At 61.1% G+C, this 26,968-nt stretch carries 26 protein-coding genes; 15 read left to right on the forward strand and 11 right to left on the reverse strand.

Annotated elements, in window-relative coordinates; genetic code table 11:
* Window positions 1-54: 54 nt before the first annotated feature.
* The 4 genes from HX818_RS17245 to gatC form a co-directional block, all read right to left on the reverse strand.
* Entirely contained in the window at window positions 55-426 is a 372-nt protein-coding gene (locus tag HX818_RS17245) for a septal ring lytic transglycosylase RlpA family protein (protein ID WP_003216071.1), read from the reverse strand.
* A gap of 192 nt (window positions 427-618) precedes the next feature.
* A complete protein-coding gene (gatB, locus tag HX818_RS17250; protein ID WP_003216073.1) occupies window positions 619-2,064 on the reverse strand; it encodes an Asp-tRNA(Asn)/Glu-tRNA(Gln) amidotransferase subunit GatB in 1,446 nt (481 codons plus the stop codon).
* Window positions 2,065-2,074: 10 nt separating this feature from the next.
* Entirely contained in the window at window positions 2,075-3,526 is a 1,452-nt protein-coding gene (gatA, locus tag HX818_RS17255) for an Asp-tRNA(Asn)/Glu-tRNA(Gln) amidotransferase subunit GatA (RefSeq protein ID WP_003216075.1), read from the reverse strand.
* 16 nt (window positions 3,527-3,542) lie between these two features.
* On the reverse strand, window positions 3,543-3,830 hold the full coding sequence (gene gatC, locus HX818_RS17260) for an Asp-tRNA(Asn)/Glu-tRNA(Gln) amidotransferase subunit GatC (protein WP_003216077.1): 288 nt from the start codon (window positions 3,828-3,830) through the stop codon (window positions 3,543-3,545).
* 210 nt (window positions 3,831-4,040) lie between these two features.
* Here gatC and mreB point away from each other — a divergent pair, with 210 nt between their 5' ends.
* From mreB to tldD, 8 genes are all read left to right on the forward strand, one after another.
* Window positions 4,041-5,078 carry a rod shape-determining protein MreB gene (gene mreB, locus HX818_RS17265; RefSeq protein ID WP_002555108.1) on the forward strand — a complete coding sequence of 346 codons (1,038 nt, stop codon included), beginning with the start codon at window positions 4,041-4,043 and terminating at the stop codon, window positions 5,076-5,078.
* Window positions 5,079-5,218: 140 nt separating this feature from the next.
* Window positions 5,219-6,328 (forward strand): rod shape-determining protein MreC, encoded by a 1,110-nt coding sequence (gene mreC, locus HX818_RS17270; protein WP_080673268.1) that lies wholly within the window; start codon window positions 5,219-5,221, stop codon window positions 6,326-6,328.
* Window positions 6,328-6,816 carry a rod shape-determining protein MreD gene (gene mreD / locus HX818_RS17275; RefSeq protein WP_003216081.1) on the forward strand — a complete coding sequence of 163 codons (489 nt, stop codon included), beginning with the start codon at window positions 6,328-6,330 and terminating at the stop codon, window positions 6,814-6,816. The genes mreC and mreD overlap by 1 nt, the downstream gene beginning before the upstream one ends.
* Window positions 6,817-6,866: 50 nt before the next feature.
* The gene (locus tag HX818_RS17280) at window positions 6,867-7,463 is read left to right on the forward strand and encodes a nucleoside triphosphate pyrophosphatase (RefSeq protein WP_003216083.1); all 597 of its coding nucleotides are present in this window, start codon (window positions 6,867-6,869) and stop codon (window positions 7,461-7,463) included.
* Window positions 7,464-7,533: 70 nt separating this feature from the next.
* Entirely contained in the window at window positions 7,534-8,991 is a 1,458-nt protein-coding gene (gene rng / locus HX818_RS17285) for a ribonuclease G (protein ID WP_003216085.1), read from the forward strand.
* Between the two features lie 76 nt (window positions 8,992-9,067).
* The gene (locus HX818_RS17290) at window positions 9,068-12,883 is read left to right on the forward strand and encodes a YhdP family protein (protein WP_177020455.1); all 3,816 of its coding nucleotides are present in this window, start codon (window positions 9,068-9,070) and stop codon (window positions 12,881-12,883) included.
* Between the two features lie 48 nt (window positions 12,884-12,931).
* Entirely contained in the window at window positions 12,932-13,780 is an 849-nt protein-coding gene (locus HX818_RS17295; protein ID WP_008437218.1) for a carbon-nitrogen hydrolase family protein, read from the forward strand.
* Between the two features lie 16 nt (window positions 13,781-13,796).
* Window positions 13,797-15,239 carry a metalloprotease TldD gene (gene tldD, locus HX818_RS17300; RefSeq protein ID WP_177020456.1) on the forward strand — a complete coding sequence of 481 codons (1,443 nt, stop codon included), beginning with the start codon at window positions 13,797-13,799 and terminating at the stop codon, window positions 15,237-15,239.
* 45 nt (window positions 15,240-15,284) lie between these two features.
* On the opposite strand, the gene yjgA is transcribed toward tldD, so the two are convergent.
* Window positions 15,285-15,806: a ribosome biogenesis factor YjgA gene (yjgA, locus tag HX818_RS17305; protein ID WP_003216092.1), complete on the reverse strand. Its 522-nt coding sequence runs from the start codon at window positions 15,804-15,806 to the stop codon at window positions 15,285-15,287.
* A 108-nt stretch (window positions 15,807-15,914) separates the two neighbouring features.
* On the opposite strand from yjgA, the gene pmbA reads away from it, so the two are divergent.
* From pmbA to HX818_RS17335, 6 genes are all read left to right on the forward strand, one after another.
* Window positions 15,915-17,261: a metalloprotease PmbA gene (gene pmbA / locus HX818_RS17310; RefSeq protein ID WP_003216094.1), complete on the forward strand. Its 1,347-nt coding sequence runs from the start codon at window positions 15,915-15,917 to the stop codon at window positions 17,259-17,261.
* 149 nt (window positions 17,262-17,410) lie between these two features.
* Window positions 17,411-17,806: a hypothetical protein gene (locus tag HX818_RS17315; RefSeq protein ID WP_008434319.1), complete on the forward strand. Its 396-nt coding sequence runs from the start codon at window positions 17,411-17,413 to the stop codon at window positions 17,804-17,806.
* A complete protein-coding gene (locus HX818_RS17320) occupies window positions 17,799-19,175 on the forward strand; it encodes an aspartate ammonia-lyase (protein ID WP_008434316.1) in 1,377 nt (458 codons plus the stop codon). Before HX818_RS17315 ends, HX818_RS17320 begins: the two co-directional genes overlap by 8 nt.
* Before the next feature lie 27 nt (window positions 19,176-19,202).
* Window positions 19,203-19,646 carry a hypothetical protein gene (locus HX818_RS17325; protein WP_003216099.1) on the forward strand — a complete coding sequence of 148 codons (444 nt, stop codon included), beginning with the start codon at window positions 19,203-19,205 and terminating at the stop codon, window positions 19,644-19,646.
* Window position 19,647: 1 nt separating this feature from the next.
* Entirely contained in the window at window positions 19,648-20,259 is a 612-nt protein-coding gene (locus HX818_RS17330; protein WP_003216101.1) for a superoxide dismutase, read from the forward strand.
* A 31-nt stretch (window positions 20,260-20,290) separates the two neighbouring features.
* The gene (locus HX818_RS17335; RefSeq protein WP_003216102.1) at window positions 20,291-21,184 is read left to right on the forward strand and encodes a ZIP family metal transporter; all 894 of its coding nucleotides are present in this window, start codon (window positions 20,291-20,293) and stop codon (window positions 21,182-21,184) included.
* Window positions 21,185-21,197: 13 nt separating this feature from the next.
* Here HX818_RS17335 and HX818_RS17340 read toward each other — a convergent pair whose 3' ends face one another.
* Entirely contained in the window at window positions 21,198-22,148 is a 951-nt protein-coding gene (locus HX818_RS17340; RefSeq protein ID WP_087692865.1) for a GlxA family transcriptional regulator, read from the reverse strand.
* Between the two features lie 114 nt (window positions 22,149-22,262).
* On the opposite strand from HX818_RS17340, the gene HX818_RS17345 reads away from it, so the two are divergent.
* Window positions 22,263-23,264 (forward strand): SLAC1 anion channel family protein, encoded by a 1,002-nt coding sequence (locus HX818_RS17345; RefSeq protein WP_102369902.1) that lies wholly within the window; start codon window positions 22,263-22,265, stop codon window positions 23,262-23,264.
* Between the two features lie 20 nt (window positions 23,265-23,284).
* Here HX818_RS17345 and HX818_RS17350 read toward each other — a convergent pair whose 3' ends face one another.
* The 5 genes from HX818_RS17350 to HX818_RS17370 form a co-directional block, all read right to left on the reverse strand.
* Window positions 23,285-23,557 carry an HPr family phosphocarrier protein gene (locus HX818_RS17350; protein ID WP_003216108.1) on the reverse strand — a complete coding sequence of 91 codons (273 nt, stop codon included), beginning with the start codon at window positions 23,555-23,557 and terminating at the stop codon, window positions 23,285-23,287.
* Between the two features lie 16 nt (window positions 23,558-23,573).
* Window positions 23,574-24,431, reverse strand: coding sequence for an RNase adapter RapZ (gene rapZ / locus HX818_RS17355; RefSeq protein WP_003216111.1), 858 nt, complete (start codon window positions 24,429-24,431; stop codon window positions 23,574-23,576).
* Between the two features lie 2 nt (window positions 24,432-24,433).
* The gene (gene ptsN, locus HX818_RS17360; RefSeq protein WP_003216114.1) at window positions 24,434-24,898 is read right to left on the reverse strand and encodes a PTS IIA-like nitrogen regulatory protein PtsN; all 465 of its coding nucleotides are present in this window, start codon (window positions 24,896-24,898) and stop codon (window positions 24,434-24,436) included.
* A 12-nt stretch (window positions 24,899-24,910) separates the two neighbouring features.
* Window positions 24,911-25,216, reverse strand: a complete 306-nt coding sequence (gene hpf, locus HX818_RS17365; protein ID WP_003216115.1) for a ribosome hibernation-promoting factor, HPF/YfiA family — start codon at window positions 25,214-25,216, stop codon at window positions 24,911-24,913.
* A gap of 75 nt (window positions 25,217-25,291) precedes the next feature.
* Window positions 25,292-26,785, reverse strand: a complete 1,494-nt coding sequence (locus tag HX818_RS17370) for an RNA polymerase factor sigma-54 (protein ID WP_003216117.1) — start codon at window positions 26,783-26,785, stop codon at window positions 25,292-25,294.
* Window positions 26,786-26,968 lie beyond the last annotated feature (183 nt).

The raw sequence follows: 26,968 nt of genomic DNA on the forward strand, positions 1-26,968 counted from the left end.
TCAGGCTAAAGGGCGAGAGGGCGGTTAATGCGGAAATGGCCTGGGCTCCGTCGGTCAGTTGCTGAGGGCTTGCACGCGAACGCGCGCGGTGCCGCTGCCGATCATACCGATCTGTTCGGCGGCCTTGCGTGAAAGGTCGATCAGGCGCCCACGGGTATGCGGGCCGCGATCATTGATGCGGACAACGACGCTTTTGTTGTTGTCGAGATTGGTGACCTTCACCTGCGTGCCGAAGGGCAGGCGACGATGGGCGGCGGTCAGGGCATTCTGGTTGAACGGTTCACCGCTGGCAGTGCGGTTGCCGTGGTGTTTGGCGCCGTAGTAGGAAGCGGAGCCGGTTTCGTCATAGCCGTTGGGGTCGATGAGGCCGCTGGCGCAGCCGGCGAGCAGAGAGAACAGGGCCAACAGGCCGAGTAGACGCTTCATTTTCAAGGTTTCCCCCTTACAGATGTGGGAGCGGGCTTGGGTGGGAGCGGGCTTGCTCGCGAATGCAGTGTGTCAGGCAACGAATAGGCTGACTGATCCACCGCTTTCGCGAGCAAGCCCGCCCCACACAAGCCCGCTCCCACAAGGGGTCAGAGTTGGACGTGAGGTCCTGCTCCGACCATTTCACCGCGTTTAGCCTTCGAGTTTGCTTTTCAGCAGTTCGTTGACCTGTTGCGGGTTGGCCTTGCCTTTGGAGGCTTTCATCGCCTGGCCGACAAAGAAGCCGAACATCTTGCCCCGCTTGGCTTCATCCGCCGCACGGTATTGTTCAACCTGCTCGGCATTGGCTGCCAGCATCTCGTCGAGCACGGCCGAAATCGCGCCGCTGTCGGTGACTTGTTTCAGGCCGCGCTTCTCGATGATCTCGTCAGCGTTGCCTTCGCCGGCGGCCATGGCTTCAAACACGGTCTTGGCGATTTTGCCGGAGATGGTGTTGTCCTTGATCCGCAGCAACATGCCGCCCAGTTGCTCGGCCGACACCGGTGCTTCGTCGATTTCCAGGCCCTGTTTGTTCAACAGGCTGCCCAGCTCAACCATCACCCAGTTGGCCGCCAGTTTGGCGTCGCCGGCAATGCTCACGACTTTTTCGAAGTAGTTGGCTTGCTCGCGGCTCGACGCCAGCACGCTTGCGTCATACACCGAAAGACCGAACTGCGCCTGGAAACGCTCGCGTTTCTGCGGTGGCAGTTCCGGCAGCGTGGCGCGCACGTCAGCCAGGAACGAGTCCTCGATGACCACCGGCAGCAGGTCCGGATCGGGGAAGTAACGGTAGTCGTTGGCTTCCTCCTTACTGCGCATGGCGCGGGTTTCGTCTTTGTTCGGGTCGTACAGGCGGGTCTGCTGGATCACCTTGCCGCCGTCTTCGATCAACTCGATCTGGCGACGTACTTCGGTGTTGATCGCCTTCTCGATGAAACGGAACGAGTTGACGTTCTTGATCTCGCAGCGGGTGCCGTATTCGGCCTGGCCCTTTGGCCGCACCGACACGTTGCAGTCGCAACGCAGGGAGCCTTCGGCCATGTTGCCGTCGCAGATCCCGAGGTAACGCACCAGCGCGTGGATCGTCTTGACGTAGGCCACGGCTTCCTTGGCGCTGCGCATGTCCGGCTCGGAAACGATCTCCAGCAGCGGGGTGCCGGCGCGGTTCAGGTCGATGCCGGTGGCGCCGTTGAATTCTTCATGCAGGCTCTTGCCGGCATCTTCTTCCAGGTGCGCACGGGTCACGCCGACACGTTTGATGGTGCCGTCTTCCAGTGGGATGTCCAGGTAGCCCTTGCCGACGATCGGCAATTCCATCTGGCTGATCTGGTAGCCCTTGGGCAGGTCCGGGTAGAAGTAGTTCTTGCGGGCGAACACGTTGTGCTGGCCGATCTCGGCATCGATGGCGAGGCCGAACATCACCGCCATGCGCACCGCTTCCTGGTTCAGCACCGGCAGCACGCCGGGCATGCCCAGGTCTACCAGGCTGGCCTGGGTGTTGGGTTCTGCGCCGAACGTGGTGGCGCTACCGGAGAAAATCTTCGATTGGGTGGCGAGCTGGGTATGAATCTCCAGCCCGATCACGACTTCCCATTGCATAGTGTTCTCCTCAGAAGCCGGTAGGGGTGCGAGTGTGCCAGTCAGTGTTCAACTGGTACTGGTGCGCCACATTGAGCAGGCGGCCTTCCTGGAAATACGGGGCGAGCAGTTGCACGCCCACCGGCAAGCCATCGACGAAACCTGCAGGCATGGACAAGCCCGGCAGACCGGCGAGGTTGGCGGTGATGGTGTACAGGTCTTCCAGGTACTCGGCGATCGGGTCGCCGGTCTTGGCGCCGATCTTCCAGGCCGGGTTCGGCGTGGTTGGGCCGAGGATCACGTCGACTTCATTAAAGGCAGCCATGAAGTCGTTCTTGATCAGGCGACGGATCTTTTGCGCCTTGAGGTAGTACGCGTCGTAGTAGCCGGCCGACAGGGCGTAGGCACCGACCATGATCCGGCGTTGTACTTCCGCGCCGAAACCTTCGCCACGGGAGCGCTTGTACAGGTCGGTGAGGTCTTTCGGGTTTTCGCAGCGGTAGCCGAAGCGCACGCCGTCGAACCGCGACAGGTTGGAGGACGCTTCTGCCGGGGCGATCACGTAGTAGGCCGGAATCGCGTGCTGGTTGTTCGGCAGGCTGATTTCCTTGATCACGGCGCCGAGCTTTTCCAGCTCCTTGACGCTGTTGTGCACCAGTTCGGCGATGCGCGGGTCGAGGCCGGCGCTGAAATATTCTTTCGGCACGCCGATGCGCAGGCCTTTGATCGAGGTATTCAGGCTGGCGCTGTAGTCCGGCACGGGTTCATCAATGCTGGTGGAGTCCTGCGGATCGAAGCCTGCCATGCCTTGTAACAAAATTGCGCAGTCTTCAGCGGTGCGTGCCAGGGGGCCGCCCTGGTCGAGACTGGAGGCGTAGGCAATCATGCCCCAGCGGGAAACGCGACCGTAGGTCGGTTTCAGGCCGGTGAGGTTGGTGAAAGCGGCCGGTTGGCGGATCGAGCCGCCAGTGTCGGTGGCCGTGGCGGCAGGTAACAGACGAGCGGCAACCGCGGCCGCCGAACCACCGGACGAACCGCCGGGCACGTGCTCAAGGTTCCACGGGTTTTTCACCGCGCCGTAGTGGCTCGACTCGTTGGCCGAGCCCATGGCGAATTCGTCCATGTTGGTCTTGCCCAGGGTCACGGCCCCGGCAGCGGCCAGCTTGGCGACCACAGTGGCGTCGTAGGGCGCCTTGAAATTGTCGAGCATCTTCGAGCCGCAACTGGTGCGAATGCCCTGGGTGCAGAACAGGTCCTTGTGGGCAATCGGCGCACCCAACAGGGCGCCGTTCTCACCGTTGGCGCGACGTACGTCGGCGGCCTTGGCCTGGCTCAGGGCCAGCTCTTCGGTGATGCTGATGAAGCTGTTGACCTTAGGGTCCAGCTCGGCGATACGCGCCAGCAGGGTCGTGGTCAGCTCTTCGGAAGAAAACTTTTTGTCGGCGAGACCGCGGGCGATCTCGGCCAGAGTCAATTGATGCATTGCAGGCTCTTTCCCTTTAGTCGATGACTTTCGGAACCAGGTACAGGCCGTTTTCGACCGCTGGCGCGATGGACTGGTAAGCCTCGCGATTATTGCGCTCGGTCACGACGTCGGCGCGCAGGCGCTGGCTGGCTTCCAGCGGGTGAGCCAGGGGCTCGATGCCGTCGGTATTCACGGCTTGCATTTGGTCGACCAGCCCGAGAATGCTGTTCAGGGCTGCGGTGGTCTGTGGAAGATCGGCTTCATTGAGGCCCAGGCAGGCCAAATGAGCGATTTTTTCCACGTCGGAGCGTTCAAGCGCCATGGGATTCTCCAGTGGAAAACAGAACGGAAGCTATCCGTGTGTTAGATTGTAGGAACACTACCGCATTTCTACGGTCATATGGCCGCGATTGTGGGGGTTGGTGCACAGAAAGTCGGCCAATTTAGCACATTGGCGCCTTGCCCAAAATCCCTGTCGTTGTTAGAGTTTGCCGCACTTTTTTACCCACGCGTTGCCTAGGGTCCCTTTCCCATGTTCAAGAAACTGCGTGGCATGTTTTCCAGCGATCTTTCCATCGACCTGGGCACTGCCAACACCCTTATTTACGTGCGCGAGCGCGGTATCGTCCTGAATGAGCCATCGGTTGTGGCCATTCGGACCCATGGTAATCAGAAAAGTGTCGTTGCCGTTGGCACCGAGGCCAAGCGCATGTTGGGCCGAACACCGGGCAACATTGCTGCCATTCGTCCGATGAAGGATGGCGTGATTGCTGACTTCAGTGTCTGCGAAAAGATGCTGCAGTACTTCATCAACAAGGTTCACGAAAACAGTTTCCTGCAGCCCAGCCCTCGTGTGCTGATCTGCGTTCCGTGCAAGTCCACCCAGGTGGAACGTCGTGCCATCCGTGAGTCGGCCCTTGGCGCCGGTGCCCGTGAAGTGTTCCTGATTGAAGAGCCAATGGCCGCTGCGATCGGTGCCGGCCTGCCGGTTGAAGAAGCGCGCGGTTCGATGGTGGTGGATATCGGTGGTGGTACTACTGAAATCGCCCTGATCTCCCTCAATGGTGTGGTGTATGCCGAATCCGTACGGGTTGGCGGCGACCGCTTCGACGAAGCGATCATCACCTACGTGCGTCGCAACTACGGCAGCCTGATCGGCGAATCCACCGCCGAGCGCATCAAGCAGGAAATCGGTACCGCTTACCCGGGCGGCGAAGTTCGCGAAGTCGATGTTCGCGGTCGCAACCTGGCCGAAGGCGTCCCACGTGCCTTCACCCTGAACTCCAATGAAGTGCTGGAAGCTCTGCAAGAGTCCCTGGCCACCATCGTTCAGGCGGTGAAGAGCGCCCTGGAGCAATCGCCTCCGGAACTGGCTTCCGATATCGCCGAGCGTGGCCTGGTACTGACCGGTGGTGGCGCCTTGCTGCGCGACCTCGACAAGTTGCTGGCCCAGGAAACCGGTCTGCCAGTGATCGTCGCTGAAGACCCGTTGACCTGCGTCGCCCGTGGCGGTGGCCGTGCACTGGAAATGATGGATAAACACACCATGGACCTGCTCTCCAGCGAATAAGAATTTGCTGGTTTGCCCATGTTTCGCTCACAGGCAGCACTTTGCAGTGCTGCCTGTTGGCGTTTATCTTCTTCAATCTGCATCCAGGCCGGTTTGATGCCGTATGAATAAAGAAAACATTTGCCTGGGAGGAGCGGCTTATTAAACCGCTTTTTTCCAAAGGCCCCTCATTGGGCGTGCGCCTGTTGGTGCTGGTCGTGCTATCGGTTGCGCTGATGGTGGTCGATGCCCGCTTCACACTGCTCAAGCCAGTGCGTAGCCAGATGTCGCTGGTCCTGATGCAGACGTACTGGATCACTGACCTGCCGCAGCGTCTTTATCAGGGTGTCGCCAGTCAATTTGGCAGCCGCACCGAACTGGTGGCCGAGAACGAAAAACTCAAGACCGAAAACCTGCTGCTGCAGGGGCGCATGCAAAAGCTGGCGGCCCTCACCGAGCAGAACGTTCGGCTGCGCGAGTTGCTCAATTCCTCTGCGCTGGTCAATGAGAAGGTCGAAGTGGCCGAGTTGATCGGTATGGATCCGAACCCCTTCACCCATCGCATCATCATCAACAAGGGTGAGCGCGACGGCGTAGTCCTTGGCCAACCGGTGCTCGATGCCCGTGGCTTGATGGGCCAGGTGGTGGAGTTGATGCCTTATACCTCTCGCGTCCTGTTGCTGACCGACACCACCCACAGCATCCCGGTGCAAGTCAACCGCAACGGCCTGCGGGCGATTGCCAGCGGTACCGGTAACCCGGAACGCCTGGAGTTGCGTCACGTCGCAGACACCGCCGACATCAAGGAAGGCGACCTGCTGGTCAGCTCCGGCCTGGGTCAGCGGTTCCCGGCAGGCTACCCGGTCGCGACGGTCAAGGAAGTGATCCACGATTCCGGCCAGCCGTTCGCCATTGTGCGTGCCGTGCCGACCGCCGCATTGAACCGCAGCCGTTACCTGTTGCTGGTGTTCAGTGACAACCGCACCCCGGAAGAGCGTGCCAACGAAGCCGCCCAGGCCCAGGAAGCGGAAGACAAGCAAAACGGCACCGCGCCAATCATTCCGGCCACCGTGCCAAAACCGGCGGCACCTGCTGCCCCGGCAGCCGCTCCGGCAACGCCAGCCGCGCCGGTTGCGACACCGGTCAAGCCTGTGGCCCATAGCGCGCGTCCGGCCAAGCCTGCGGCTGCAACACCTGCCGCTGCCAAACCGCCCGCCGCCGCCAAACCACCGGCTGCGGCCCCGGCAACCACTCGGCAGAGGGAAGAATAATGGCCGGTACTCATTCGCGTAACGGCTGGATCGTCTGGCTGACCTTTGCCATCGGCTTGCTGCTCAGCGTTTCGCCGCTGCCGCAATTCATGGAGATCCTGCGCCCGCTGTGGCTCGCCTTGCTGCTGGCGTTCTGGGCCCTGGCGCTGCCGCACAAGGTCGGGATGGTTACGGCCATGTGCCTGGGGCTGATGGAGGATGTGCTCTACGGCACCCTGCTCGGGCAGAACGCGCTGATCCTGACCCTGATTACCTTCCTGGTGCTGTCATTGCAGCAGCGCCTGCGGATGTTCCCGATGTGGCAACAGTGCCTGGTGATCCTGGTGATCTTCGGCCTGGCGCAGTTGGTACAGCTGTGGCTCAGCGCCTTGACCGGCAACCGCCAACCGACCCTGGCGCTGGTGTTGCCCGCGCTGGTCAGCGCGCTGTTGTGGCCCTGGGTCAGTTTTGGCCTGCGTGGATTGCGTCGTCGCTATAAAATCAATTGAATGGATCGCGAGGCTCTGCCTGGTTATCGAACCCTACAGGGAGAGTCTGCATGAATTCGCTTTATCTGGCCTCGGGTTCCCCGAGGCGGCGTGAGCTGCTGACACAGATCGGCGTGCCGTTCACCGTCGTCAGCGCCGCCATTGATGAAACTCCCCTTACAAATGAATCGCCCGCGTCCTACGTAGAACGCCTGGCGCGCGGCAAGGCTGCGGCCGGTCGAGCGACCTTGGCCGATGCCACCGGCGCCTGTGTGCTGGGCGCGGACACAGCCGTGATCCTCGACGGCCGGATCCTCGGTAAACCCGTGGATCAAGCCGATGCCCTGGCCATGTTGCTGGCCCTTTCCGAGCGTGAACACGAAGTTTTGACGGCCATTGCCCTGATTGACGGCCAGCGTTGCGAAACGCAGCTGGTCAGCAGTCGTGTGCGCTTTCGCAGGATTTCAGCGGACGAAGCCACCACTTATTGGCACAGCGGCGAGCCCCAGGACAAAGCGGGCGGCTATGCTATCCAAGGCTTGGCGGCGGTGTTCGTCGCCGGACTCAATGGCAGCTACTCTGCCGTCGTTGGCCTGCCGGTCTGCGAAACCGCAGAACTGCTGGGCCAATTCGGCATACCCTGTTGGCAAAACCTTACCGTGCGCTAAACGCCGTATTCCAGCGCCAAGCCTTAAGCGATCGGTCACTATTGTGAAAACGCCTGAACGAGACCCAGCCATGAGTGAAGAGATTCTGATCAATATCACGCCGATGGAATCACGCGTGGCGGTGGTAGAGAACGGTGTTCTGCAAGAAGTGCACGTCGAGCGCACCCAAAAGCGCGGGATCGTCGGCAATATTTATAAAGGCAAGGTCGTGCGTGTGTTGCCGGGGATGCAAGCGGCGTTCGTCGACATCGGCCTGGACCGCGCTGCGTTTATCCATGCTTCGGAAATCTCCCTGCGCGAAGGCCCGGCGGTTGAAAGCATCAGCGCCCTGGTGCACGAAGGGCAGAGCCTGGTGGTGCAAGTCACCAAGGATCCGATTGGCTCAAAGGGCGCACGGCTGACCACGCAACTGTCGATTCCTTCGCGCTACCTGGTGTACATGCCGCGCACGGCCCACGTCGGTATTTCCCTGAAAATCGAAGATGAAGCCGAGCGCGAGCGCCTGAAAAAGGTGGTCAGTGACTGCGTGGCGCTGGAAGGTATCAAGGAGGCCGGCGGCTTTATCCTGCGTACTGCCGCAGAAGGTGCCGGTGCCGATGAAATCCTCATGGATATCCGCTACCTGCGTCGCCTGTGGGACCAGATCGGCGCGCAGATCAAGACCATCGGCGCCCCCAGCGTGATCTACGAAGACCTCGGCCTGGCCCTGCGCACCTTGCGCGACCTGGTCAGCCCGAAGATCGAGAAAATTCGCATCGACTCGCGGGAAACCTTCCAGCGCACTACGCAATTTGTTGCCGAGCTGATGCCGGAAATCGCCGATCGCCTGGAGCATTACCCGGGCGAGCGGCCGATTTTCGACCTGTATGGCGTCGAAGACGAAATCCAGAAAGCCCTTGAGCGCAAAGTGCCGCTCAAGTCCGGCGGTTACCTGGTGGTGGACCCGGCGGAAGCCATGAGCACTATAGACGTGAATACCGGTGCCTTTGTGGGCCATCGCAATCTCGAAGAAACCATCTTCAAGACCAACCTCGAAGCGGCCACCGCGATCGCCCGCCAGCTGCGCCTGCGCAACCTGGGCGGGATCATCATCATCGACTTCATCGACATGGAAGACGAAGAGCACCAGCGCCAGGTGCTGCGTACCCTGGAGAAGCAACTGGAGCGCGATCACGCCAAGACCAACATCATCGGCATCACCGAGCTGGGCCTGGTGCAGATGACCCGCAAGCGCACCCGCGAAAGCCTGGAGCAAGTGCTGTGCGAGCCGTGCAGCAGTTGCCAGGGGCGCGGTAAGTTGAAGACCCCGGAAACGGTTTGCTACGAGATTTTCCGGGAAATCTTACGGGAGGCACGCGCCTACCAGGCCGAGGGCTATAGAGTCCTGGCTAACCAGAAGGTGGTCGACCGTTTGCTGGATGAAGAATCCGGCAACGTAGCCGAGCTGGAGGGTTTTATCGGGCGCACCATTCGCTTCCAGGTCGAAACCATGTATTCCCAGGAACAATATGACGTGGTGCTGCTCTGATTCGCGTTAGTTCTTATCAACGAGACGGGCAGCCCTTGATCTGCCGTCCGACTATTGCCTTTGAGGGTCGCCTGACATGGAGCGTCTGATACGCTTTTTTGCCGCATTGACCCGCTGGGGCCTCGGCCTGTGCGCCTTGCTGCTGGTATTGGCGGCGGTGTACGTGAGCCTGGGCCGTGAATTGACGCCGTTGGTGGCGGAATACCGTGGCGAAATCGAGGCCAAGGCGCGTACTGCGCTGGATATGCCCGTGAACATCGGCAGCCTGGAAGGGCGCTGGAGTGGCTTCGCGCCGGTATTGTTGGCTCACGACGTGATGGTCGGCGAGGGCAGCAGCGCCCTGCGCCTGGACCAGGTGCAAGTGGTGCCGGATATCTGGGCCAGCCTGCTGGCGCGTGAAGTGCGCATTGCCCACCTGGAAGTCAGCGGCCTGCAAGTCAGCGTGAAGGAAGACCAGGACGGCCACTGGGCGCTGCAAGGCCTGCCGGTGCAGGATGACCAGCCGCTGGATCCCGAACAACTGCTGACGCGCCTGCAAATGGTCGGGCAGGTTTCATTGCTCGACAGCCAGGTGACGCTGCAGCCGTTCGACCAGGCTCCGCTGACCTTGACCTATGTCGGCGTGAGCCTGCAGACCGGCGCCAACCGCCAGCGCCTGGACGCGCGCCTGACCCTGCCCGACGGCCAGCCCCTGGCGTTGAACCTGCGCACCCGAATCCGCGCCAGCCAGTGGAAAGACGGCGAAGCCGAGGCTTACCTGAGCTTGCCCCAGAGTGACTGGGCAAAATGGATCCCGGCAAAACTGACCCAGCAATGGAAACTTACCGAACTCAAGGCCGGCGGCGAATTCTGGCTGACCTGGGCCAAGGGCACCGTGCAAAGCGCCGCCGTGCGCCTCAACGCCCCGCAGCTCAAGGGCAGCTATGCCGATCGCAAGCCGACGCACATCGAGAACCTGGCCCTCACTGCGTACCTGCAACGCAGTGACAGCGGCCTCAAGGTGCTGTTTGACTCGCTCGCAATGAACCTCGGCGACACCCGCTGGGAATCGCGCCTGCAACTGCAGCAAACCCTGGCCACCGACAAGGCCCAGGAAGTCTGGAACCTGCAGGCCGATCGCCTCGACCTGACGCCGATCACGCCATTGCTGCACGCCTTGGCACCCTTGCCGGAAGCCGTGGCCACCACCCTGGATCATCTGAAGGCCACCGGCACGCTGCGGAACGTGTTGCTGGATTATCGGCCTCAAGACACCACCGACCAGCGCGTGAGCTTCGCGGCCAACCTCGACCGTATTGGTTTCGACGCTTACTTCGGCGCGCCGGCAGCCCGCAATGTCAGCGGCAGCATCAGCGGTGACCTGGGCAAGGGTGAGCTGCGCATGGACAGCAAGGATTTCTCCTTGCACCTGTTTCCGATCTTCGCCAAGCCCTGGCAGTACATCCAGGCCAACGCTCGCCTGACGTGGAAGCTCGACAAGCAAGGCTTCACCCTGATCGCGCCGTATATCAAGGTGCTGGGCGAGGAGGGCAAGGTCGCCGCCGACTTCCTGATTCGCCTGCATTTCGACCATAGCCAGGAAGACTACATGGACCTGCGGGTCGGTATGGTCGACGGCGATGGCCGCTTCACCCCCAAATACCTGCCGGCGGTGTTGAGCCCGGCACTCGATGAGTGGCTGCGCACTGCGATTCTCAAGGGGGCAGTGGACGAGGGCTTCTTCCAGTACCAAGGCTCGCTGAACCACGACGCACTGCCTGCCTCGCGCAATATCAGCCTGTTCTTCAAGGTGCATGATGCCGAGCTGGCATTCCAGCCGGGCTGGCCGCACGTGAGCAAGGTCAAGGGTGAAGTGTTTGTCGAGGAAAGCGGCGTGCGCATCCTGGCCAGCAAGGGCCAGTTGCTCGACACCAAGGTCAATGATATCTACGTCAACATTCCCCACGCCCCCGAAGGCAAGGACAGCCACCTGCTGCTCACCGGCAACTTTGCCGGCGGCCTGGGCGATGGCCTGAAAATCCTTCAGGAAGCGCCGATCGGCACCGCCTCGACCTTCGCCGGCTGGAAAGGCGAGGGCGACCTGCAAGGCAAGCTGGACCTGGATATTCCCCTGGCCAAGGGCGCCGATCCCAAGATCGTGGTGGATTTCAAGACCGACAAGTCCCGCCTGCAACTGGCCGAGCCTACGCTGGACCTGAGCCAGCTCAAGGGTGATTTCCGCTTCGACAGCGCCAAGGGCCTGAGTGGCCAGAACATCAGCGCCCAGGCCTTCGACCGACCGATCACCGCGCAGATTTTCGCCGATGGCAAGCCAGGCGACCTCAACACCCGCGTCACCGCGAAAGGGCAGGTGACCGTCAAGCGGCTGACTGACTGGCTGAAGGTCAGCCAGCCGTTGCCGGTGTCCGGCGATATCCCCTACCAATTGCAGCTCAACCTCGATGGCGCCGACAGCCAGTTGATGGTCAGCTCCAACCTCAAGGGCGTGGCCGTGGACCTGCCGGCGCCGTTCGGCATGCCGGCGAGCCAGGGCCGCGACAGTGTGTTCCGCATGACCTTGCAGGGTAAGGAGCGCCGTTACTGGTTCGATTATGGCGAGTTGGGCAGCTTCACCTTCGCCGCCCCGGCGGACAATTTCGCCGACGGCCGGGGTGAGCTGTTCCTGGGAGATGGCGATGCGGTGTTGCCGGCCGGCAAGGGCTTGCGAATCCGCGGCGTGTTGTCGGAGCTGGATATCGACCCCTGGAAAAAGCTCGTGGACCGCTACGCCGGCAACGACCCGGGTGGCAGTGCCAAGCAGTTGTTGAGCGGGGCCGATTTCAAGGTCGGCAAGCTGACCGGTTTCGGCACCCAGTTCGACCAGGTCAGCTTGCAGCTGGACCGCAAACCCGCTGCCTGGGGCTTGCAGTTCGACAGCCAGCAGGCCAAGGGTACCGTGGGGTTGCCGGACGCCAAGGGCGCGCCGATTGCAGTCAACCTGCAATACGTGAAGCTGCCTGCGGTGGATCCGACCGTGCAGGCGGATGAAAATGCGCCGGACCCATTGGCTGATGTTGATCCCAAGGATATTCCCGCGCTGGATATCTCGATTGCCCAGTTGTTCCAGGGCCCGGACCTGGTAGGTGCCTGGTCTCTGAAAGTTCGCCCGACCACCAGGGGCATGGCGTTCAACAGCCTGAACCTGGGGCTCAAGGGCATGGTGCTCCAGGGCGCCGGCGGTTGGGAAGGTGCACCCGGTGCCAGCAGCAGTTGGTACAAGGGCCGCCTCGATGGCAAGAACATTGGCGACGTGCTCAAGGGCTGGGGATTTGCGCCGAGCGTGACCAGCGAAGATTTTCACGTGGACGTGGACGGCCGCTGGCCGGGTTCGCCGGCCTGGGTAGGTCCCAAGCGTTTCTCCGGCAGCCTGGACGCCAGTTTCCGCAAAGGCCAGTTTGTTGAAGTGGACGGCGGTGCGCAGGCCCTGCGGGTGTTTGGCTTGCTGAACTTCAACTCCATCGGTCGCCGGCTGCGCCTGGACTTCTCGGACTTGCTTGGCAAGGGCTTGAGTTATGACCGGGTCAAGGGCTTGCTGGCCGCCAGTAACGGCGTGTTTGTAACCCGTGAGCCGATCACCATGACCGGCCCGTCGAGTAACCTGGAGATCAACGGCACCCTGGACCTGGTGGCAGATCGCGTCGATGCCAAGTTGCTGGTGACGCTGCCGGTCACCAACAACCTGCCGATTGCTGCTTTGATCGTCGGCGCGCCGGCCATTGGTGGGGCGCTGTTCCTGATCGACAAGCTGATTGGCGACCGTGTTTCGCGTTTCGCCAGCGTGCAGTACAAGGTAGAAGGCCCGTGGAAGGACCCGAAAATCACCTTCGACAAGCCATTTGAAAAGCCAAACTGAGTACCTGTGGAGTAGCATGGCCTCATGCCTTTTCTGGAGTGTGGGCCCATGTCCTTTGCGGTAATTCAAATGGTCAGCCAAAGCGATGTGCTGGCCAACCTGGCTCAGGCTCGGCGCCTGCTGGAGCAAGCGGCGGCGGGCGGTGCAAGGCTTGCGGTACTCCCGGAAAACTTCGCCGCCATGGGCCGTCGCGATGTGGCCGATATCGGTCGCGCCGAGGCCTTGGGCGAAGGTCCGATCCTGCCATGGTTGAAACAGACCGCCCGCGACCTCACCTTATGGATAGTGGCCGGCACTTTGCCGCTGCCTCCAAAGGATCAACCGAACGCCAAGTCCAATGCCTGCTCGCTGCTGATCGATGATCAGGGCGAAATCGTTGCCCGCTACGACAAGCTGCACCTGTTCGATGTCGATGTGGCCGATGCCCGGGGTCGTTATCGTGAATCCGATGACTATGCTCATGGTAGCCAGGTGGTCGTGGCGGATACGCCGGTCGGCCGCCTGGGGCTGACGGTGTGTTACGACTTGCGCTTCCCGGAGCTATACAGCGAATTGCGCGCTGCGGGTGCCGAGTTGATCACCGCGCCCTCGGCCTTTACAGCGGTAACCGGCGCCGCGCACTGGGATGTGCTGATCCGTGCGCGTGCCATCGAGACCCAGTGCTACCTGCTGGCAGCCGCCCAGGGTGGCGTGCATCCGGGGCCCAGGGAAACCTTCGGGCATGCAGCGATCATCGACCCATGGGGGCGGGTGCTGGCACAACAGGATCAAGGCGAGGCGGTGTTGTTGGCCGAACGCGATAGCAGCGAACAGGCGTCGATACGGACGCGCATGCCGGTGGCGGGCCACCGGCGCTTTTTCTCGCAGGGCGCACAGCGACCTGCTTCAGAACGATGAATTTAAGGCCAAACCTATGAGCGAGTTGTTGTCCTCAGTCAGTGAACACCTCCTGGCGCCTGGTGGCGTGACCATCGAAAGCTTGCAAACGGTCCTCGGCGATCTGGCCGGGCCAGGCATCGACGCGGCCGACCTGTATTTCCAGGGGCAGATTTCCGAGTCCTGGGCCCTGGAAGACGGGATCGTCAAGGAAGGCAGCTTCAACCTCGACCAAGGCGTGGGTGTGCGTGCGCAGTCCGGTGAAAAAACCGGCTTTGCCTACAGCAACGCCATCACCCTGGAAGCCCTGGGGCTGGCGGCTCGTGCAGCGCGTTCGATCTCCCGTGCCGGGCAAAACGGCACGGTGCAGGCGTTCAGCACCCAGGACGTGGCCCAGCTGTATGCCCCGGATAACCCATTGGAAGTGATCAGCCGTGCCGAAAAGGTCGAGCTGCTCAAGCGTGTGGACGCGGCGACCCGCGCCCTGGACCCGCGTATCCAGCAAGTCACCGTAAGCATGGCCGGGGTGTGGGAACGCATCCTCGTGGCCTCCACCGATGGCGGCCTGGCGGCGGATGTGCGGCCGCTGGTGCGCTTCAATGTCAGCGTGATCGTTGAACAGAATGGCCGTCGCGAGCGCGGTGGCCATGGCGGCGGTGGGCGTACCGACTACCGTTATTTCCTCACCGAAGACCGCGCCATGGGGTATGCCCGTGAAGCGTTGCGCCAGGCCCTGGTCAATCTGGAAGCAATTCCGGCCCCGGCGGGTACGTTGCCGGTGGTGTTGGGCTCTGGCTGGTCCGGCGTGTTGCTGCATGAAGCGGTGGGCCACGGCCTGGAAGGTGATTTCAACCGCAAGGGCAGTTCCGCCTACAGCGGGCGCATGGGCGAGATGGTTGCGTCCAGGCTCTGCACCATCGTCGATGACGGTACCCTGGCCGGGCGTCGCGGTTCGTTGAGGGTCGATGACGAAGGCACCCCGACCGAGTGCACCACACTGATCGAAAACGGTGTGCTCAAGGGCTACATGCAAGACAAGCTCAACGCGCGCCTGATGGGCGTGGCCCGCACCGGTAACGGTCGTCGCGAGTCCTACGCGCACCTGCCGATGCCGCGCATGACCAACACCTACATGCTCGGCGGCGAAAGCGATCCGGCCGAAATCATCGCCTCGGTGAAACGCGGCATCTACTGCGCCAACCTCGGTGGGGGGCAGGTGGATATCACCAGCGGCAAGTTCGTGTTCTCCACCAGCGAGGCGTATTTGATCGAAGACGGCAAGATCACCGCGCCGGTCAAGGGTGCAACGTTGATTGGCAACGGCCCGGAAGCCATGAGCAAGGTGTCGATGGTCGGTAACGACCTGTCGCTGGACAGCGGTGTGGGGACGTGCGGCAAGGATGGTCAGTCGGTGCCGGTGGGTGTCGGCCAGCCAACCTTGAAAATCGATGCGATCACCGTGGGTGGCACGGGGTCGTAAGAACGGGAGCTTCGGGTGGCGAAGGCCGCCACCCGGGGAAGAGGGTCAGCGCAGGCCGCGTTGACTATCGTCCAGCTCACGGATGTATTTGAAGATTTTTCGGCTGGAGGCCGGTGGCTTGCTTTGCGCCAGTTCGTGCTGGGCCTGACGGATCAGGGAGCGCAATTGTTGGCGATCGGCATCCGGGTACTCGATGACGAACTTCTCCAGTACCGCGTCATCGCCAGCGATCAGGCGATCACGCCAGCGTTCCAGGTTATGGAAGCGCTCGTTGTACTGGCGAGTGGAGGCATCGAGTTGATCGAGCAACGTCAGAATGGCGTCAGTGTCCTGGTCGCGCATCAGTTTGCCGATGAACATGAGGTGCCGTTTACGCGCGATATTCGCGGTGTGCTTGGGCGCATCGTTCAGAGCCCGGCGCAGGGCGTCGGTCAATGGCAGTTTTGCACACAAGTCAGGCTTGAGTGTTGTAAGGCGCTCGCCGAGGTCAACCAGAGCATGCAGCTCGCGTTTGACCTGAGATTTGCTTTTCTCCCCATCGAGGGAGTCGTCGTAAGAATCAACCATGGTGGCAGTCCGCAAAGAAACGCCGCCATGATAACCAGTCGGGGGCCGCTTGTCCGGCCCGGTCGCTAGAAGGCCTTAACCGAAAGCAGAATTTGAGTGGAGAAAACCATGAGTGCAGCCCAAAGCGTCGGTCCGCAAGCGTTACCGGCACTGCAGGAACAAGTCGAGCAGATCATTGCCGAGGCCAAGCGCCAGGGGGCCAGTGCCTGTGAAGTGGCGGTGTCCCTGGAGCAGGGGTTGTCGACTTCGGTGCGCCAGCGGGAAGTGGAAACCGTCGAATTCAACCGCGACCAGGGGTTTGGCATCACCTTGTACGTGGGCCAGCGCAAGGGCTCGGCCAGCACTTCTGCCAGCGGCCCGGAAGCGATTCGCGAAACCGTTGCAGCAGCGCTGGCGATTGCCAAGCACACCTCCGAAGATGAAAGCTCCGGCCTGGCTGATGCAGCCCTGATGGCTCGGGACTTGAAGGATTTTGACCTGTTCCATGCCTGGGACATCACCCCGGAACAGGCTATTGAACAGGCTTTGACCTGTGAAGCGGCGGCATTCGATGCCGACAGCCGGATCAAGAACGCCGATGGCACCACCTTGAGTACTCATCAGGGTTGCCGCGTATACGGCAACAGCCACGGTTTTATCGGCGGTTATGCCTCGACGCGTCACAGCCTGAGTTGCGTGATGATCGCCGAAGCCAACGGCCAGATGCAGCGTGATTACTGGTACGACGTGAACCGCCAGGGCGAATTGCTGATGGACCCGGTACTCATCGGCCAGCGTGCCGCGCAGCGTGCTGCCAGCCGCCTGGGCGCGCGCCCGGTGCCGACCTGTGAAGTGCCGGTGTTGTTCTCGGCGGAACTGGCCGGTGGTTTGTTCGGCAGTTTCCTTGGGGCGATTTCCGGTGGCAACCTGTACCGCAAGTCGTCGTTCCTGGAAGGTGCGATTGGCCAGAAGCTGTTCCCGGAATGGCTGACCATCGATGAGCGCCCGCACCTGATGCGCGCCATGGGCAGTTCGTCGTTTGACGGTGATGGCCTGGCCACCTATGCCAAGCCGTTCGTTGAGAACGGTGAGCTGGTGTCCTATGTGCTGGGCACCTACGCCGGTCGCAAACTCGGCCTGCCAAGCACCGCCAACTCCGGTGGCGTACACAACCTGTTCATCACCCATGGCGATGAAGACCAGGCGGCGCTGTTGCGGCGCATGGGCCGTGGCTTGCTGGTCACCGAGTTGATGGGCCATGGCCTGAATATGGTCACGGGTGATTACTCCCGTGGTGCGGCGGGTTTCTGGGTGGAAAACGGCGAAATCCAGTTCGCCGTGCAGGAAGTGACCATCGCGGGCAACATGCGTGACATGTTCAAGCAGATTGTCGCGGTGGGTAATGACCTGGAACTGCGCAGCAACATCCGCACCGGTTCGGTGTTGATCGAAAAGATGACCGTCGCCGGCAGCTAATCCGCCGACAGACGCCATAAAGAAGGCGCGCCACCCATTGGGTGGCGCGCCTTTTTTTGTGCCTGGAATTCCGAGTGATTCCCTCAGGCTCTTGTTTTGATTCTCAATATCATTTAATAATAAATATCATTACCGAATGAGTGTGGATCATGAGTTCTGTCCTGCATGAGGATCCCTACCTGGAAAGCTGGCGTTGGATGAGTCGTCAGATTCGTTGCGGCCTTGCTCCCGACGAGCCCCGCCTGATCGAACATTACCTGGCCGAAGGCCGGTACCTCGCCTGTTGCACTGCGACCCACCCGTGGACCATCGGCGAAACCTCATTCCGCCTGCTGCTGGACACCGCCTCCGACATCGCCTTGCCCTGGCACTGGCGGTCCATGTGCCTGGACCAGGCCTGGCGCCCGTTGCGCGACCTGGAAAAACTTTCCCACTGTGCCTGCCGCCTCAAGCGCTGGCAGACCTTTGCCTGGCAATTGGCGACCTGCGAATTGCTGCCATCGATTTCTCACTCTGACCTGGTGCAAGGATCTTCCGATGAGTAACACCCGTATCGAACGCGACAGCATGGGCGAACTGCAAGTGCCCGCCGAGGCCCTGTATGGCGCACAAACCCAGCGTGCGGTGAACAACTTTCCCATCAGCCACCAGCGCATGCCGGCGCAGTTCATTCGTGCGTTGATCCTGGCCAAGGCTGCCGCTGCTAAAGCCAACGTCGAGCTGAAACAACTGAGCGAAGCCCAGGGCAAGGCCATCGTTGATGCCGCCCAAGGCTTGCTGGAAGGCGATTTCATGCAGCATTTCCCGGTGGATATCTTCCAGACCGGTTCCGGCACCAGCTCCAACATGAACGCCAACGAAGTGATTGCGACCCTCGCCAGCCGCTTGCTGGGCGAGCCGGTCAACCCTAACGATCACGTCAACTGCGGCCAGAGCAGCAACGACATCATCCCGACCACCATTCACGTCAGCGCGGCGCTGGTGCTGCATGAGCAAACCCTGCCGGCGCTGCTGCACCTGGTCCAGGTGATCGAGCACAAGGCCGAGGAGGTGCACCGTTTCGTCAAGACCGGTCGGACGCATCTGATGGACGCCATGCCGGTGCGCATGAGCCAGGTGCTCAATGGCTGGGCGCAGCAGCTCAAGGCCAATATCGGCCATCTGCAAGACCTGCTGCCGAGCTTGCAGGCGCTGGCCCAGGGTGGCACTGCAGTCGGCACCGGGATCAATGCGCATCCGGAGTTTGCAGCGCGCTTCAGCCAGCAACTGAGCAGCCTGACCCACGTCCAGTTCACCCCAGGCAAGAACCTGTTCGCGCTGATCGGCTCCCAGGACACGGCCGTCGCGGTCTCCGGGCAGCTCAAGACCACCGCCGTGTCCCTGATGAAAATCGCCAACGACCTGCGCTGGATGAACTCCGGCCCATTGGCGGGCCTTGGTGAAATCGAGCTGGAAGGCCTGCAGCCGGGCTCTTCGATCATGCCCGGCAAGGTCAACCCGGTGATCCCGGAAGCCACCGCCATGGTTGCCGCACAAGTCATCGGCAACGATACGGTGATTACCATCGCCGGCCAGTCCGGCAACTTCGAACTCAACGTGATGCTGCCGATCATTGCCCAGAACCTGCTCGGCAGCCTGGAGTTGCTGGCCAACTCCAGCCGACTGCTGGCAGACAAGGCCATCGCCAGCTTCAAGGTCAACGAAGCCAAGCTCAAGGAAGCGCTGTCGCGCAATCCGATCCTGGTGACCGCACTGAACCCGATCATCGGTTACCAAAAGGCCGCCGAAATCGCCAAGAAGGCCTATCAACAAGGCCGTCCGGTGATTGATGTGGCGCTCGAACATACCGACTTGCCCCGCAGCCAACTGGAAATCCTGCTGGATCCGGAAAAGCTCACGGCCGGCGGCGTGTAATCACCGACCCTGCTTTGGAGGCTCACCATGGAGCACTGGAAACGCACGATCGAACGGGCCAATCGCTGCTTTATGGCGGGCGAGCTGGTAGATGCCCGCGAGGCCTACCTGCAAGCCCTGGCCCTGGCTCAAGTGTTGTTTGAGCGCTGGGCGGATGCCGACGAAGCGGTGGCGGCTTGCGTCATTTCCCATCACAACCTGGCCGACCTGCACTTGCGCCTGAACCAGCCGGAAGAAAGCGCGGAATACCTCTGCGCCATTCACCAGCGCCTGTTGCAGACCATGCAAGACACCCGTCTTAACCCGCTATTGCGGGAAGCGGCCCTGCGCCAGAGCAGCAAGACCTACGTCGAACTGCTGAATTTCATCAGCGATCACGGTGAGTACCCACGTACCCACCGCCTGCTGGGCAGCAACGTGGCGCCATCGGATGCGTCGACCCGCAACAGCCCTTTTTATGGAGCTCATTGATATGTCCTACACCTTGCCGGCCTTGCCTTACGCCTACGATGCCCTTGAACCGCATATCGACGCGCAAACCATGGAGATCCACTACACCAAGCACCACCAGACCTACATCAACAACCTCAACGCAGCCGTCGAAGGCACCGAGTTTGCCGCTTGGCCGGTGGAGAAACTGGTGTCCAGCGTCCAGCAACTGCCGGAAAAGCTCCGGGCGGCGGTGATCAACCAGGGCGGCGGCCACGCCAACCACTCGTTGTTCTGGGCTGTCATGTCGCCCAAGGGCGGCGGCAAGCCAGACGGCGCGCTGGGTAACGCCATCGACGAGCAGTTGGGCGGTTTCGACGCCTTCAAAGAGGCCTTCACCAAAGCTGCCTTGACCCGTTTCGGCAGCGGCTGGGCGTGGTTGAGCGTGACGCCGCAAAAGACCCTGGTGGTGGAAAGCAGCGGCAACCAGGACAGCCCGTTGATGAACGGCAATACGCCAATCCTCGGCCTGGACGTCTGGGAACACGCTTATTACCTGCTGTACCAGAACCGTCGTCCGGAATACATCAATGCGTTCTACAGCGTCATCAACTGGCCGGAAGTTGCCGGCCGCTACCAGGCTGCGCTGGGCTGAAACTCCTCTATAACAAGATCTAAGGCCGACTATGGGCACTGAAACACTGGCGATCAGCAGCGTGCGAATGTTTCGTTATGCGTTTGGCTCGCTGCTGCTATTGGCAGGAACTGCATTGCTGGTGGCCCAAGGGCTGGCCTGGCTTGACCTGGAACCGCGCATCCTGCGTGCCTTGCAGGGCGGGGCCATCTGCGCGCTCGGCACCGCCCTGGGTGCCGTGCCGGTACTGGTGATCCGCCGGATGCCATTGGCGGTGAGCGACACGCTGCTCGGCTTCGGTGCCGGGGTGATGTTGGCCGCTACGGCGTTTTCGCTGATCGTGCCGGGTATTGCGGCTGCCCAAAGCCTGGGGCTGACGCCATGGGCCGCCAGTGGATTGATCAGTTTCGGCATCATGCTGGGCGCGTTCGGGCTGTATCTGGTGGATCGCAAGGTCTCCGGCGCCACCCCGGAAATGCTCGTGGGCAGTCCGGAGCATCCGGTGATACCGCCGCGTATCTGGCTGTTTGTGTTCGCCATCATTGCCCACAACATTCCCGAAGGCATGGCCGTGGGTGTCTCGGCAGGCGGCGGCATGCCGGATGCCGACAGCCTCGCCATGGGTATTGCCTTGCAGGATGTGCCGGAGGGACTGGTGATTGCGTTGGTGCTGGCCGGGGCAGGGATGTCGCGGGTCAAGGCGTTCCTGATCGGCGCAGCGTCAGGGCTGGTGGAGCCGGTGTTTGCGGTGCTGTGTGCCTGGCTGGTGAGCCTGGCTCAGGTGCTGTTGCCGCTGGGGCTGGCGCTGGCGGCCGGGGCAATGCTGCTGGTGGTGACTCACGAAGTCATTCCCGAGTCGCGGCGCAATGGCCATGACAAGCTCGCCAGCCTGGGGCTGTGTATCGGGTTTTGCTTGATGATGGTGATGGATACGGCGTTGGGCTGAGGCTGTCGCGCTTCTACAAGAAGCGCTTGCGGTAGTCGCTGGGGGTAACGCCCAGGCGGCGAACGAAGGCGCGCCGGAACCCATCAACATTGGCATAGCCGACCTGATCGGCCAGGCGTTTGAGCGAGACATTCGAGCCTTCGATCAGCCGCCGTGCCTGGTCGATACGTGCCAGCTCCACGAACTCGGCAGGGGTGAATCCACCCTCGGCCTTGAATACCCGGGCAAAGTTGCGTTCGCTCATGTCAGCGCGCTGGGCCAGCAATGCCACGCTCAGGTCTGCGGCCAGGTTGTCGACGATATAGGTCTGTATCTGGCGAATGTTCGTGCGCTCTGCGGTCTGTGCCGCCAGTTGGGCGCTGAACTGTGACTGGCCGCCCGGCCGTTTGAAGTACATCACCATCTCCCTGGCCACACTGAGCGCCAAATCCCGGCCGTGGTCCTCCTCGACTAACGCGAGCGCCAGATCCATACCGGCCGTCACACCGGCGGAGGTGTACAGGTTACCGTCGCGGATAAAAATGCTGTCCGGTTCGACCACGGCATCGGGGTATTGCCTGGCCAGCAATGCACTGGAATTCCAGTGCGTGGTGACGCGTCGCCCGACCAGCAAGCCAGCAGCCCCCAGCACAAAAGCGCCACTGCAAACCGAGCCTATCCGCCGCACGCGCGTGGCCTGGTAGCGTACCCAGTCCCGCAGGTGGGCGTCGTGTGCCACGTCATTCACGCTGGGGCTTCCAGCGATCAGCAGCGTATCGATAGCCCCCTTGAACGTCTCGATGGAGTCATCCGTGGCCAGGCGAAGCCCATTGGTTCCCTTGATCTGCCCGGCGACGGTACCGATGACCGAGATCCTGTATGCACGGGAATTACCCAATTGCCTGGCCGCTTCAGCGAACACATCGGCAGGGCCGACGACATCCAGCATTTGCACGCGGGGAAATGCCAGGAGGGCAATTCGCATGGTGTCGGTCTCCGTAGTGGAAATGGCTGAAATCGTCGTTAAGCGACACTATAGGACAGAGGGGAGGTAGGCGACACTGTCCGTCACGTGCTTTATCGTCAACCGGAGACCCGCATGAGCATCTGTAACGCGCCACTTCCCCCCTTCGCTGTCGAATCGAGCGAGCGGTCGGGGTCCATCAAGAATCTTCCCATCAATTTGTTTGGCGCCGTGATGGGGTTGGCCGGCCTGAGCCTGGCCTGGCAGTCCGCCAGTGAATATGTGGCTTACGCGCAAATGATCGGAGCGGTCATTGGTGGGTTTGCCATTCTGGTGTTTATCGCACTGGTGGCGGGGTATCTCACCAAATGGGTTAAATACCCTGCGGCGGTCAAAGCCGAGTTCAATCACCCGATATCAGGAAATTTCTTTGGCACGGTGACGATCGCGTTGCTGCTGCTGTCGGCAGTCGTAGGTTCAGCTAGCACCCTGATCAGCCAGGGGCTTTGGATGTTGGGTAGCCTGCTGACCATGATCCTGGCGGCAATTGTGCTCTCGCGACTGTTGTCCGGTAATCAGGAGTCGCAATATGCGGTGCCTGCCTGGCTGATCCCGGGGGTGGCGGCGCTCGACATCGCGGTGACAGGTGCCCACATGCCCATGGCGTGGGCATACGAGTTCAATCTGTTCGCGATGGCGGTAGGGAGTGTGATTGCGCTGGTGTTCTTCACGCGAATTTTTTCACGTCTGGTTCACGAGCCGGTGATGGCCAAAGGTATGACACCTTCGCTGATGATACTTATCGCCCCCTTTGAAGTCGGCTTTCTGGCTTACACCAACTTCTTTGGCAGCGTCGACTACTTTGCCAGCGTGCTCTTCTACTTTGGCCTGTTCCTGTTTGGGGTGCTGGCATTCAAAGTATTCCGTCAGGCCGCGCCTTTTTCTCCTGCCTGGTGGGCAATCAGCTTTCCGATTGCGGCATTGAGCAACGCTGCGTTGAAATATGCCGATGCCAAAGGAGGCGTGATCCTGGAAGCGATTGCCTATCTGATCCTGGCTTTCCTGACGATCGCCCTGGCCGTACTGACGGTCAAGACGTTGAAGATTCTGTTCAACGGCAAACTGCTGTCCAACTGACGCAGGGGAGGGGCGATTACCTACTCGCCCTCATCAAAGAAATTATTGATCAACGCTACCAGGGCATCCATCGCTTCCTGCTCTTGCTCGCCTTCGGTCTTCAAATGAATCTTCGTGCCCTTGCCCGCAGCCAGCATCATCATGGCCATGATGCTTTTGCCGTCGACCATGGATTCCGGGGTACGCCCGGCGCGGATCTGGCAAGGGAACTGCCCGGCGACGCCGACGAACTTGGCCGAGGCCCGGGCGTGCAGGCCCAGCTTGTTGATGATTTCAATTTCCAGAGCGGGCATCGCGGGGGTGTTCCTTTCAGCTGAGGTCGCGGTGGCGAACCTGGACGTTCTTGAGGGTTTGTTGCAGCACCTTGCCCAGGCGTTCGGTCAGGTAGACGGATCGGTGGTGGCCGCCGGTGCAGCCAATGGCGATGGTGACATAAGCCCGATTGCTGGCCGCAAAACGCGGCAGCCACTTGAGCAGGTAGCTGGAGATGTCCTGGTACATTTCCTCGACATCCGGTTGCGCCGCCAGGTACTCGGCCACAGGTTGGTCCAGCCCCGACTGATCGCGCAGTTCCGGCTTCCAGTACGGGTTGGGCAGGCAGCGCACATCGAACACCAGGTCGGCATCTACCGGCATGCCGCGCTTGAAACCGAACGACTCGACAAGGAACGCCGTGCCCGGCTCCGGCTGGTTCAGCAGACGCAGCTTGATCGCATCCCGCAGTTGATACAGGTTCAGGCTGGTGGTGTTGATCTTGAGGTCGGCCAGGTCAATGATTGGCCCCAGCAGTTTGGTCTCGTCCTCGATGGCTTCGGCCAGGGAGCGATGAGGGCTGCTCAACGGGTGGCGGCGACGGGTTTCGGAGAAGCGCTTGAGCAGGGTCTCTTCGTCGGCGTCCAGGTACAGCACATCGCAATGGATATGCTTGGCCCGCACTTCTTCGAGCAGTTCAGGAAAGCGTGTGAGGTGGCTGGGCAGGTTGCGGGCGTCGATCGACACGGCGACCAGCGGTTGCGCCAGCTCGGTATGAATCAACGCGCGTTCCGCCAGTTCCGGTAGCAGGCCGGCGGGCAGGTTGTCGATGCAATAGAAGCCGTTGTCCTCAAGAACATTGAGGGCCGTGCTTTTACCTGAGCCGGAACGGCCGCTGACGATGATCAAACGCATGATTAATGCCCGTTTTGTTCATCCAGGACAACCTGGTAGAGCGCCTCATTGCTTGAGGCACTACGCAGTTTGTCGCGTACGTCCTTGCGGTCGAGCATGCTGGCGATCTGCCGAAGCAGTTCCAGGTGCGCATCGGTGGCAGCTTGCGGGACCAGCAGCACGAACAGCAGGTCGACCGGCGCGCCGTCGATGGCGTCGAAATCGATAGGGGCGTCCAGGTGCAGCAGGGCGCTGACTGGAGACTCACAGCCTTGCAGGCGGCAGTGAGGAATGGCGATGCCGTTGCCAAAGCCGGTGGAGCCGAGCTTTTCACGGGCGATCAGAGCCTCGTACACAGCTTGCGTATCCAGTTCGGGCACTTCGCGGCCGATCAGGTTGGCAATTTGTTCGAGGGCGCGCTTTTTACTGCCGCCCGGCACGTTCACGAGGGAACGGCCGGGGGTCAGGATGGTTTCAAGTCGGATCATGGGTGGGGAGTGTTAGCGGCCAGTGCCTTGAAGAAGGCTCTGCTGCTTTTCCTTATGCTTTTTAAGTTGGCGGTCAAGCTTGTCTGTGAGCAAGTCGATTGATGCATACATGTCTTCATGTTCGGCATTGGCGACCACTTCGCCACCGGGTATCTGAAGTGTCGCTTCGATTTTCTGCTGAAGCTTGTCGACCTTCATGATGACCTGCACGTTGGTGATCTTGTCGAAATGGCCCTCAAGCTTCTTCAGCTTCAGCTCGACGTATTCGCGCAATGGAGGGGTGACTTCTACATGGTGTCCACTGATGTTGACTTGCATACAGCTTCTCCTTCGTTGCCAGTGCATAAAGCGGCGGGTAGGAATACCCGCCACTGGAACGCTATGGCCCGCCCGTCACATCAAACGCTTACGCTCGCTGGAAGGCGCGATCCCAAGGGACTCGCGGTACTTGGCGACGGTTCGACGGGCGACCTGAATGCCTTGTGCCTCCAGTAAACCAGCGATCTTGCTGTCACTCAACGGCTTTTTCTGATTTTCCGCGGCAACCAGTTTTTTGATGATCGCGCGGATCGCCGTGGACGAGCATTCACCGCCTTCGGAGGTGCTGACGTGGCTGGAGAAAAAGTATTTCAGCTCATATATACCCCGTGGGGTATGCATGAATTTTTGCGTGGTCACCCGGGAAATCGTTGACTCGTGCATGCCCACCGCCTCGGCGATGTCGTGCAGTACCAGCGGCTTCATTGCTTCATCGCCGTATTCCAGGAAGCCGCGCTGGTGCTCGACGATCTGGGTGGCGACTTTCATCAGGGTTTCGTTGCGGCTTTGCAGGCTCTTGATGAACCAGCGGGCTTCCTGCAGTTGGTTACGCATGAAGGTGTTATCGGCGCTGGTGTCGGCGCGGCGCACAAAACCTGCGTATTGCGGATTGACCCGCAGGCGCGGCACCGATTCCTGGTTCAGCTCCACCAGCCAGCGTTCGTTGTCCTTGCGCACAATCACGTCGGGCACGACATATTCGGCTTCGCTGGACTCGATCTGCGAGCCCGGGCGTGGGTTGAGGCTCTGCACCAGCTCGATGATCTGGCGCAGGTCATCTTCCTTGAGCTTCATGCGGCGCATCAACTGGCTGTAGTCGCGGCTGCCCAGCAGGTCGATGTAGTCGGTGACCAGGCGCTGCGCTTCGCTCAGCCAAGGCGTCTTGGCCGGCAATTGGCGCAGTTGCAGCAGCAGGCACTCGCTGAGGTTGCGGGCGCCGATGCCGGCCGGCTCGAATTGCTGGATGCGGTGCAGGACGGCTTCGATTTCGTCCAGTTCGATGTCCAGTTCCGGGTCGAACGCCTCGAGGATCTCCTCAAGGGTCTCGTCCAGGTAGCCCTGGTTGTTGATGCAATCGATCAGGGTCACGGCGATCAGGCGATCGGTATCGGACATCGGTGCCAGGTTCAGCTGCCAGAGCAAATGGCTTTGCAGGCTCTCGCCGGCTGATGTGCGGGTGGTGAAGTCCCACTCGTCGTCATCGTTGCTGGGCAGGCTGCTGGCGCTGGTCTGGTAGACGTCTTCCCAGGCGGTATCCACGGGAAGTTCGTTGGGAATGCGTTCGTTCCATTCGCCTTCCTCAAGGTTATCCACCGTGGGGGCGGTTTCCTGGTAGGAGGGTTCCTGTACGTCGGGGTTGGGCTTTTGCTCGATGTTGTCGGCCAGCGGGTCTGCATTATCGAAGTCGTCGCCTTCTTCCTGGCGTTCGAGCATCGGATTGGACTCCAGGGCCTCCTGGATTTCCTGTTGCAGGTCCAGGGTCGACAATTGGAGCAGGCGGATGGCCTGTTGCAGCTGCGGTGTCATCGTCAGCTGCTGGCCCATTCTCAGGACTAGCGATGGTTTCATGGCAGGGGCTTAACACCTTATTCGCCGGCGCAATGCGCCATCCACGACAGGGCGCGTGAGCGCCAAACATAAGCAAATTATATGCCTGATATCGGGGGCTTTGCCTAGAGCGCGGTAACAATAAAAATACTGAGGTTTTTATTGACTACCGCGCTCCATGGCGAATGGCCTGATACCACCGTG

The sequence above is a fragment of the Pseudomonas sp. F9001 genome, assembly GCF_013385435.1.
In the GTDB taxonomy this organism is placed as follows: Bacteria; Pseudomonadota; Gammaproteobacteria; order Pseudomonadales; family Pseudomonadaceae; genus Aquipseudomonas.

Excerpts from the sequence above, each read along its gene's own strand:
- HX818_RS17245 (WP_003216071.1), bottom strand. The coding sequence starts at position 426 with ATGAAGCGTCTACTCGGCCTGTTGGCCCTGTTCTCTCTGCTCGCCGGC.
- gatB (WP_003216073.1), bottom strand. The coding sequence starts at position 2,064 with ATGCAATGGGAAGTCGTGATCGGGCTGGAGATTCATACCCAGCTCGCC.
- gatA (WP_003216075.1), bottom strand. The coding sequence starts at position 3,526 with ATGCATCAATTGACTCTGGCCGAGATCGCCCGCGGTCTCGCCGACAAA.
- gatC (WP_003216077.1), bottom strand. The coding sequence starts at position 3,830 with ATGGCGCTTGAACGCTCCGACGTGGAAAAAATCGCTCATTTGGCCTGC.
- mreB (WP_002555108.1), top strand. The coding sequence starts at position 4,041 with ATGTTCAAGAAACTGCGTGGCATGTTTTCCAGCGATCTTTCCATCGAC.
- mreD (WP_003216081.1), top strand. The coding sequence starts at position 6,328 with ATGGCCGGTACTCATTCGCGTAACGGCTGGATCGTCTGGCTGACCTTT.
- HX818_RS17280 (WP_003216083.1), top strand. The coding sequence starts at position 6,867 with ATGAATTCGCTTTATCTGGCCTCGGGTTCCCCGAGGCGGCGTGAGCTG.
- rng (WP_003216085.1), top strand. The coding sequence starts at position 7,534 with ATGAGTGAAGAGATTCTGATCAATATCACGCCGATGGAATCACGCGTG.
- HX818_RS17290 (WP_177020455.1), top strand. The coding sequence starts at position 9,068 with ATGGAGCGTCTGATACGCTTTTTTGCCGCATTGACCCGCTGGGGCCTC.
- HX818_RS17295 (WP_008437218.1), top strand. The coding sequence starts at position 12,932 with ATGTCCTTTGCGGTAATTCAAATGGTCAGCCAAAGCGATGTGCTGGCC.
- tldD (WP_177020456.1), top strand. The coding sequence starts at position 13,797 with ATGAGCGAGTTGTTGTCCTCAGTCAGTGAACACCTCCTGGCGCCTGGT.
- yjgA (WP_003216092.1), bottom strand. The coding sequence starts at position 15,806 with ATGGTTGATTCTTACGACGACTCCCTCGATGGGGAGAAAAGCAAATCT.
- pmbA (WP_003216094.1), top strand. The coding sequence starts at position 15,915 with ATGAGTGCAGCCCAAAGCGTCGGTCCGCAAGCGTTACCGGCACTGCAG.
- HX818_RS17315 (WP_008434319.1), top strand. The coding sequence starts at position 17,411 with ATGAGTTCTGTCCTGCATGAGGATCCCTACCTGGAAAGCTGGCGTTGG.
- HX818_RS17320 (WP_008434316.1), top strand. The coding sequence starts at position 17,799 with ATGAGTAACACCCGTATCGAACGCGACAGCATGGGCGAACTGCAAGTG.
- HX818_RS17325 (WP_003216099.1), top strand. The coding sequence starts at position 19,203 with ATGGAGCACTGGAAACGCACGATCGAACGGGCCAATCGCTGCTTTATG.
- HX818_RS17330 (WP_003216101.1), top strand. The coding sequence starts at position 19,648 with ATGTCCTACACCTTGCCGGCCTTGCCTTACGCCTACGATGCCCTTGAA.
- HX818_RS17335 (WP_003216102.1), top strand. The coding sequence starts at position 20,291 with ATGGGCACTGAAACACTGGCGATCAGCAGCGTGCGAATGTTTCGTTAT.
- HX818_RS17340 (WP_087692865.1), bottom strand. The coding sequence starts at position 22,148 with ATGCGAATTGCCCTCCTGGCATTTCCCCGCGTGCAAATGCTGGATGTC.
- HX818_RS17345 (WP_102369902.1), top strand. The coding sequence starts at position 22,263 with ATGAGCATCTGTAACGCGCCACTTCCCCCCTTCGCTGTCGAATCGAGC.
- HX818_RS17350 (WP_003216108.1), bottom strand. The coding sequence starts at position 23,557 with ATGCCCGCTCTGGAAATTGAAATCATCAACAAGCTGGGCCTGCACGCC.
- rapZ (WP_003216111.1), bottom strand. The coding sequence starts at position 24,431 with ATGCGTTTGATCATCGTCAGCGGCCGTTCCGGCTCAGGTAAAAGCACG.
- ptsN (WP_003216114.1), bottom strand. The coding sequence starts at position 24,898 with ATGATCCGACTTGAAACCATCCTGACCCCCGGCCGTTCCCTCGTGAAC.
- hpf (WP_003216115.1), bottom strand. The coding sequence starts at position 25,216 with ATGCAAGTCAACATCAGTGGACACCATGTAGAAGTCACCCCTCCATTG.
- HX818_RS17370 (WP_003216117.1), bottom strand. The coding sequence starts at position 26,785 with ATGAAACCATCGCTAGTCCTGAGAATGGGCCAGCAGCTGACGATGACA.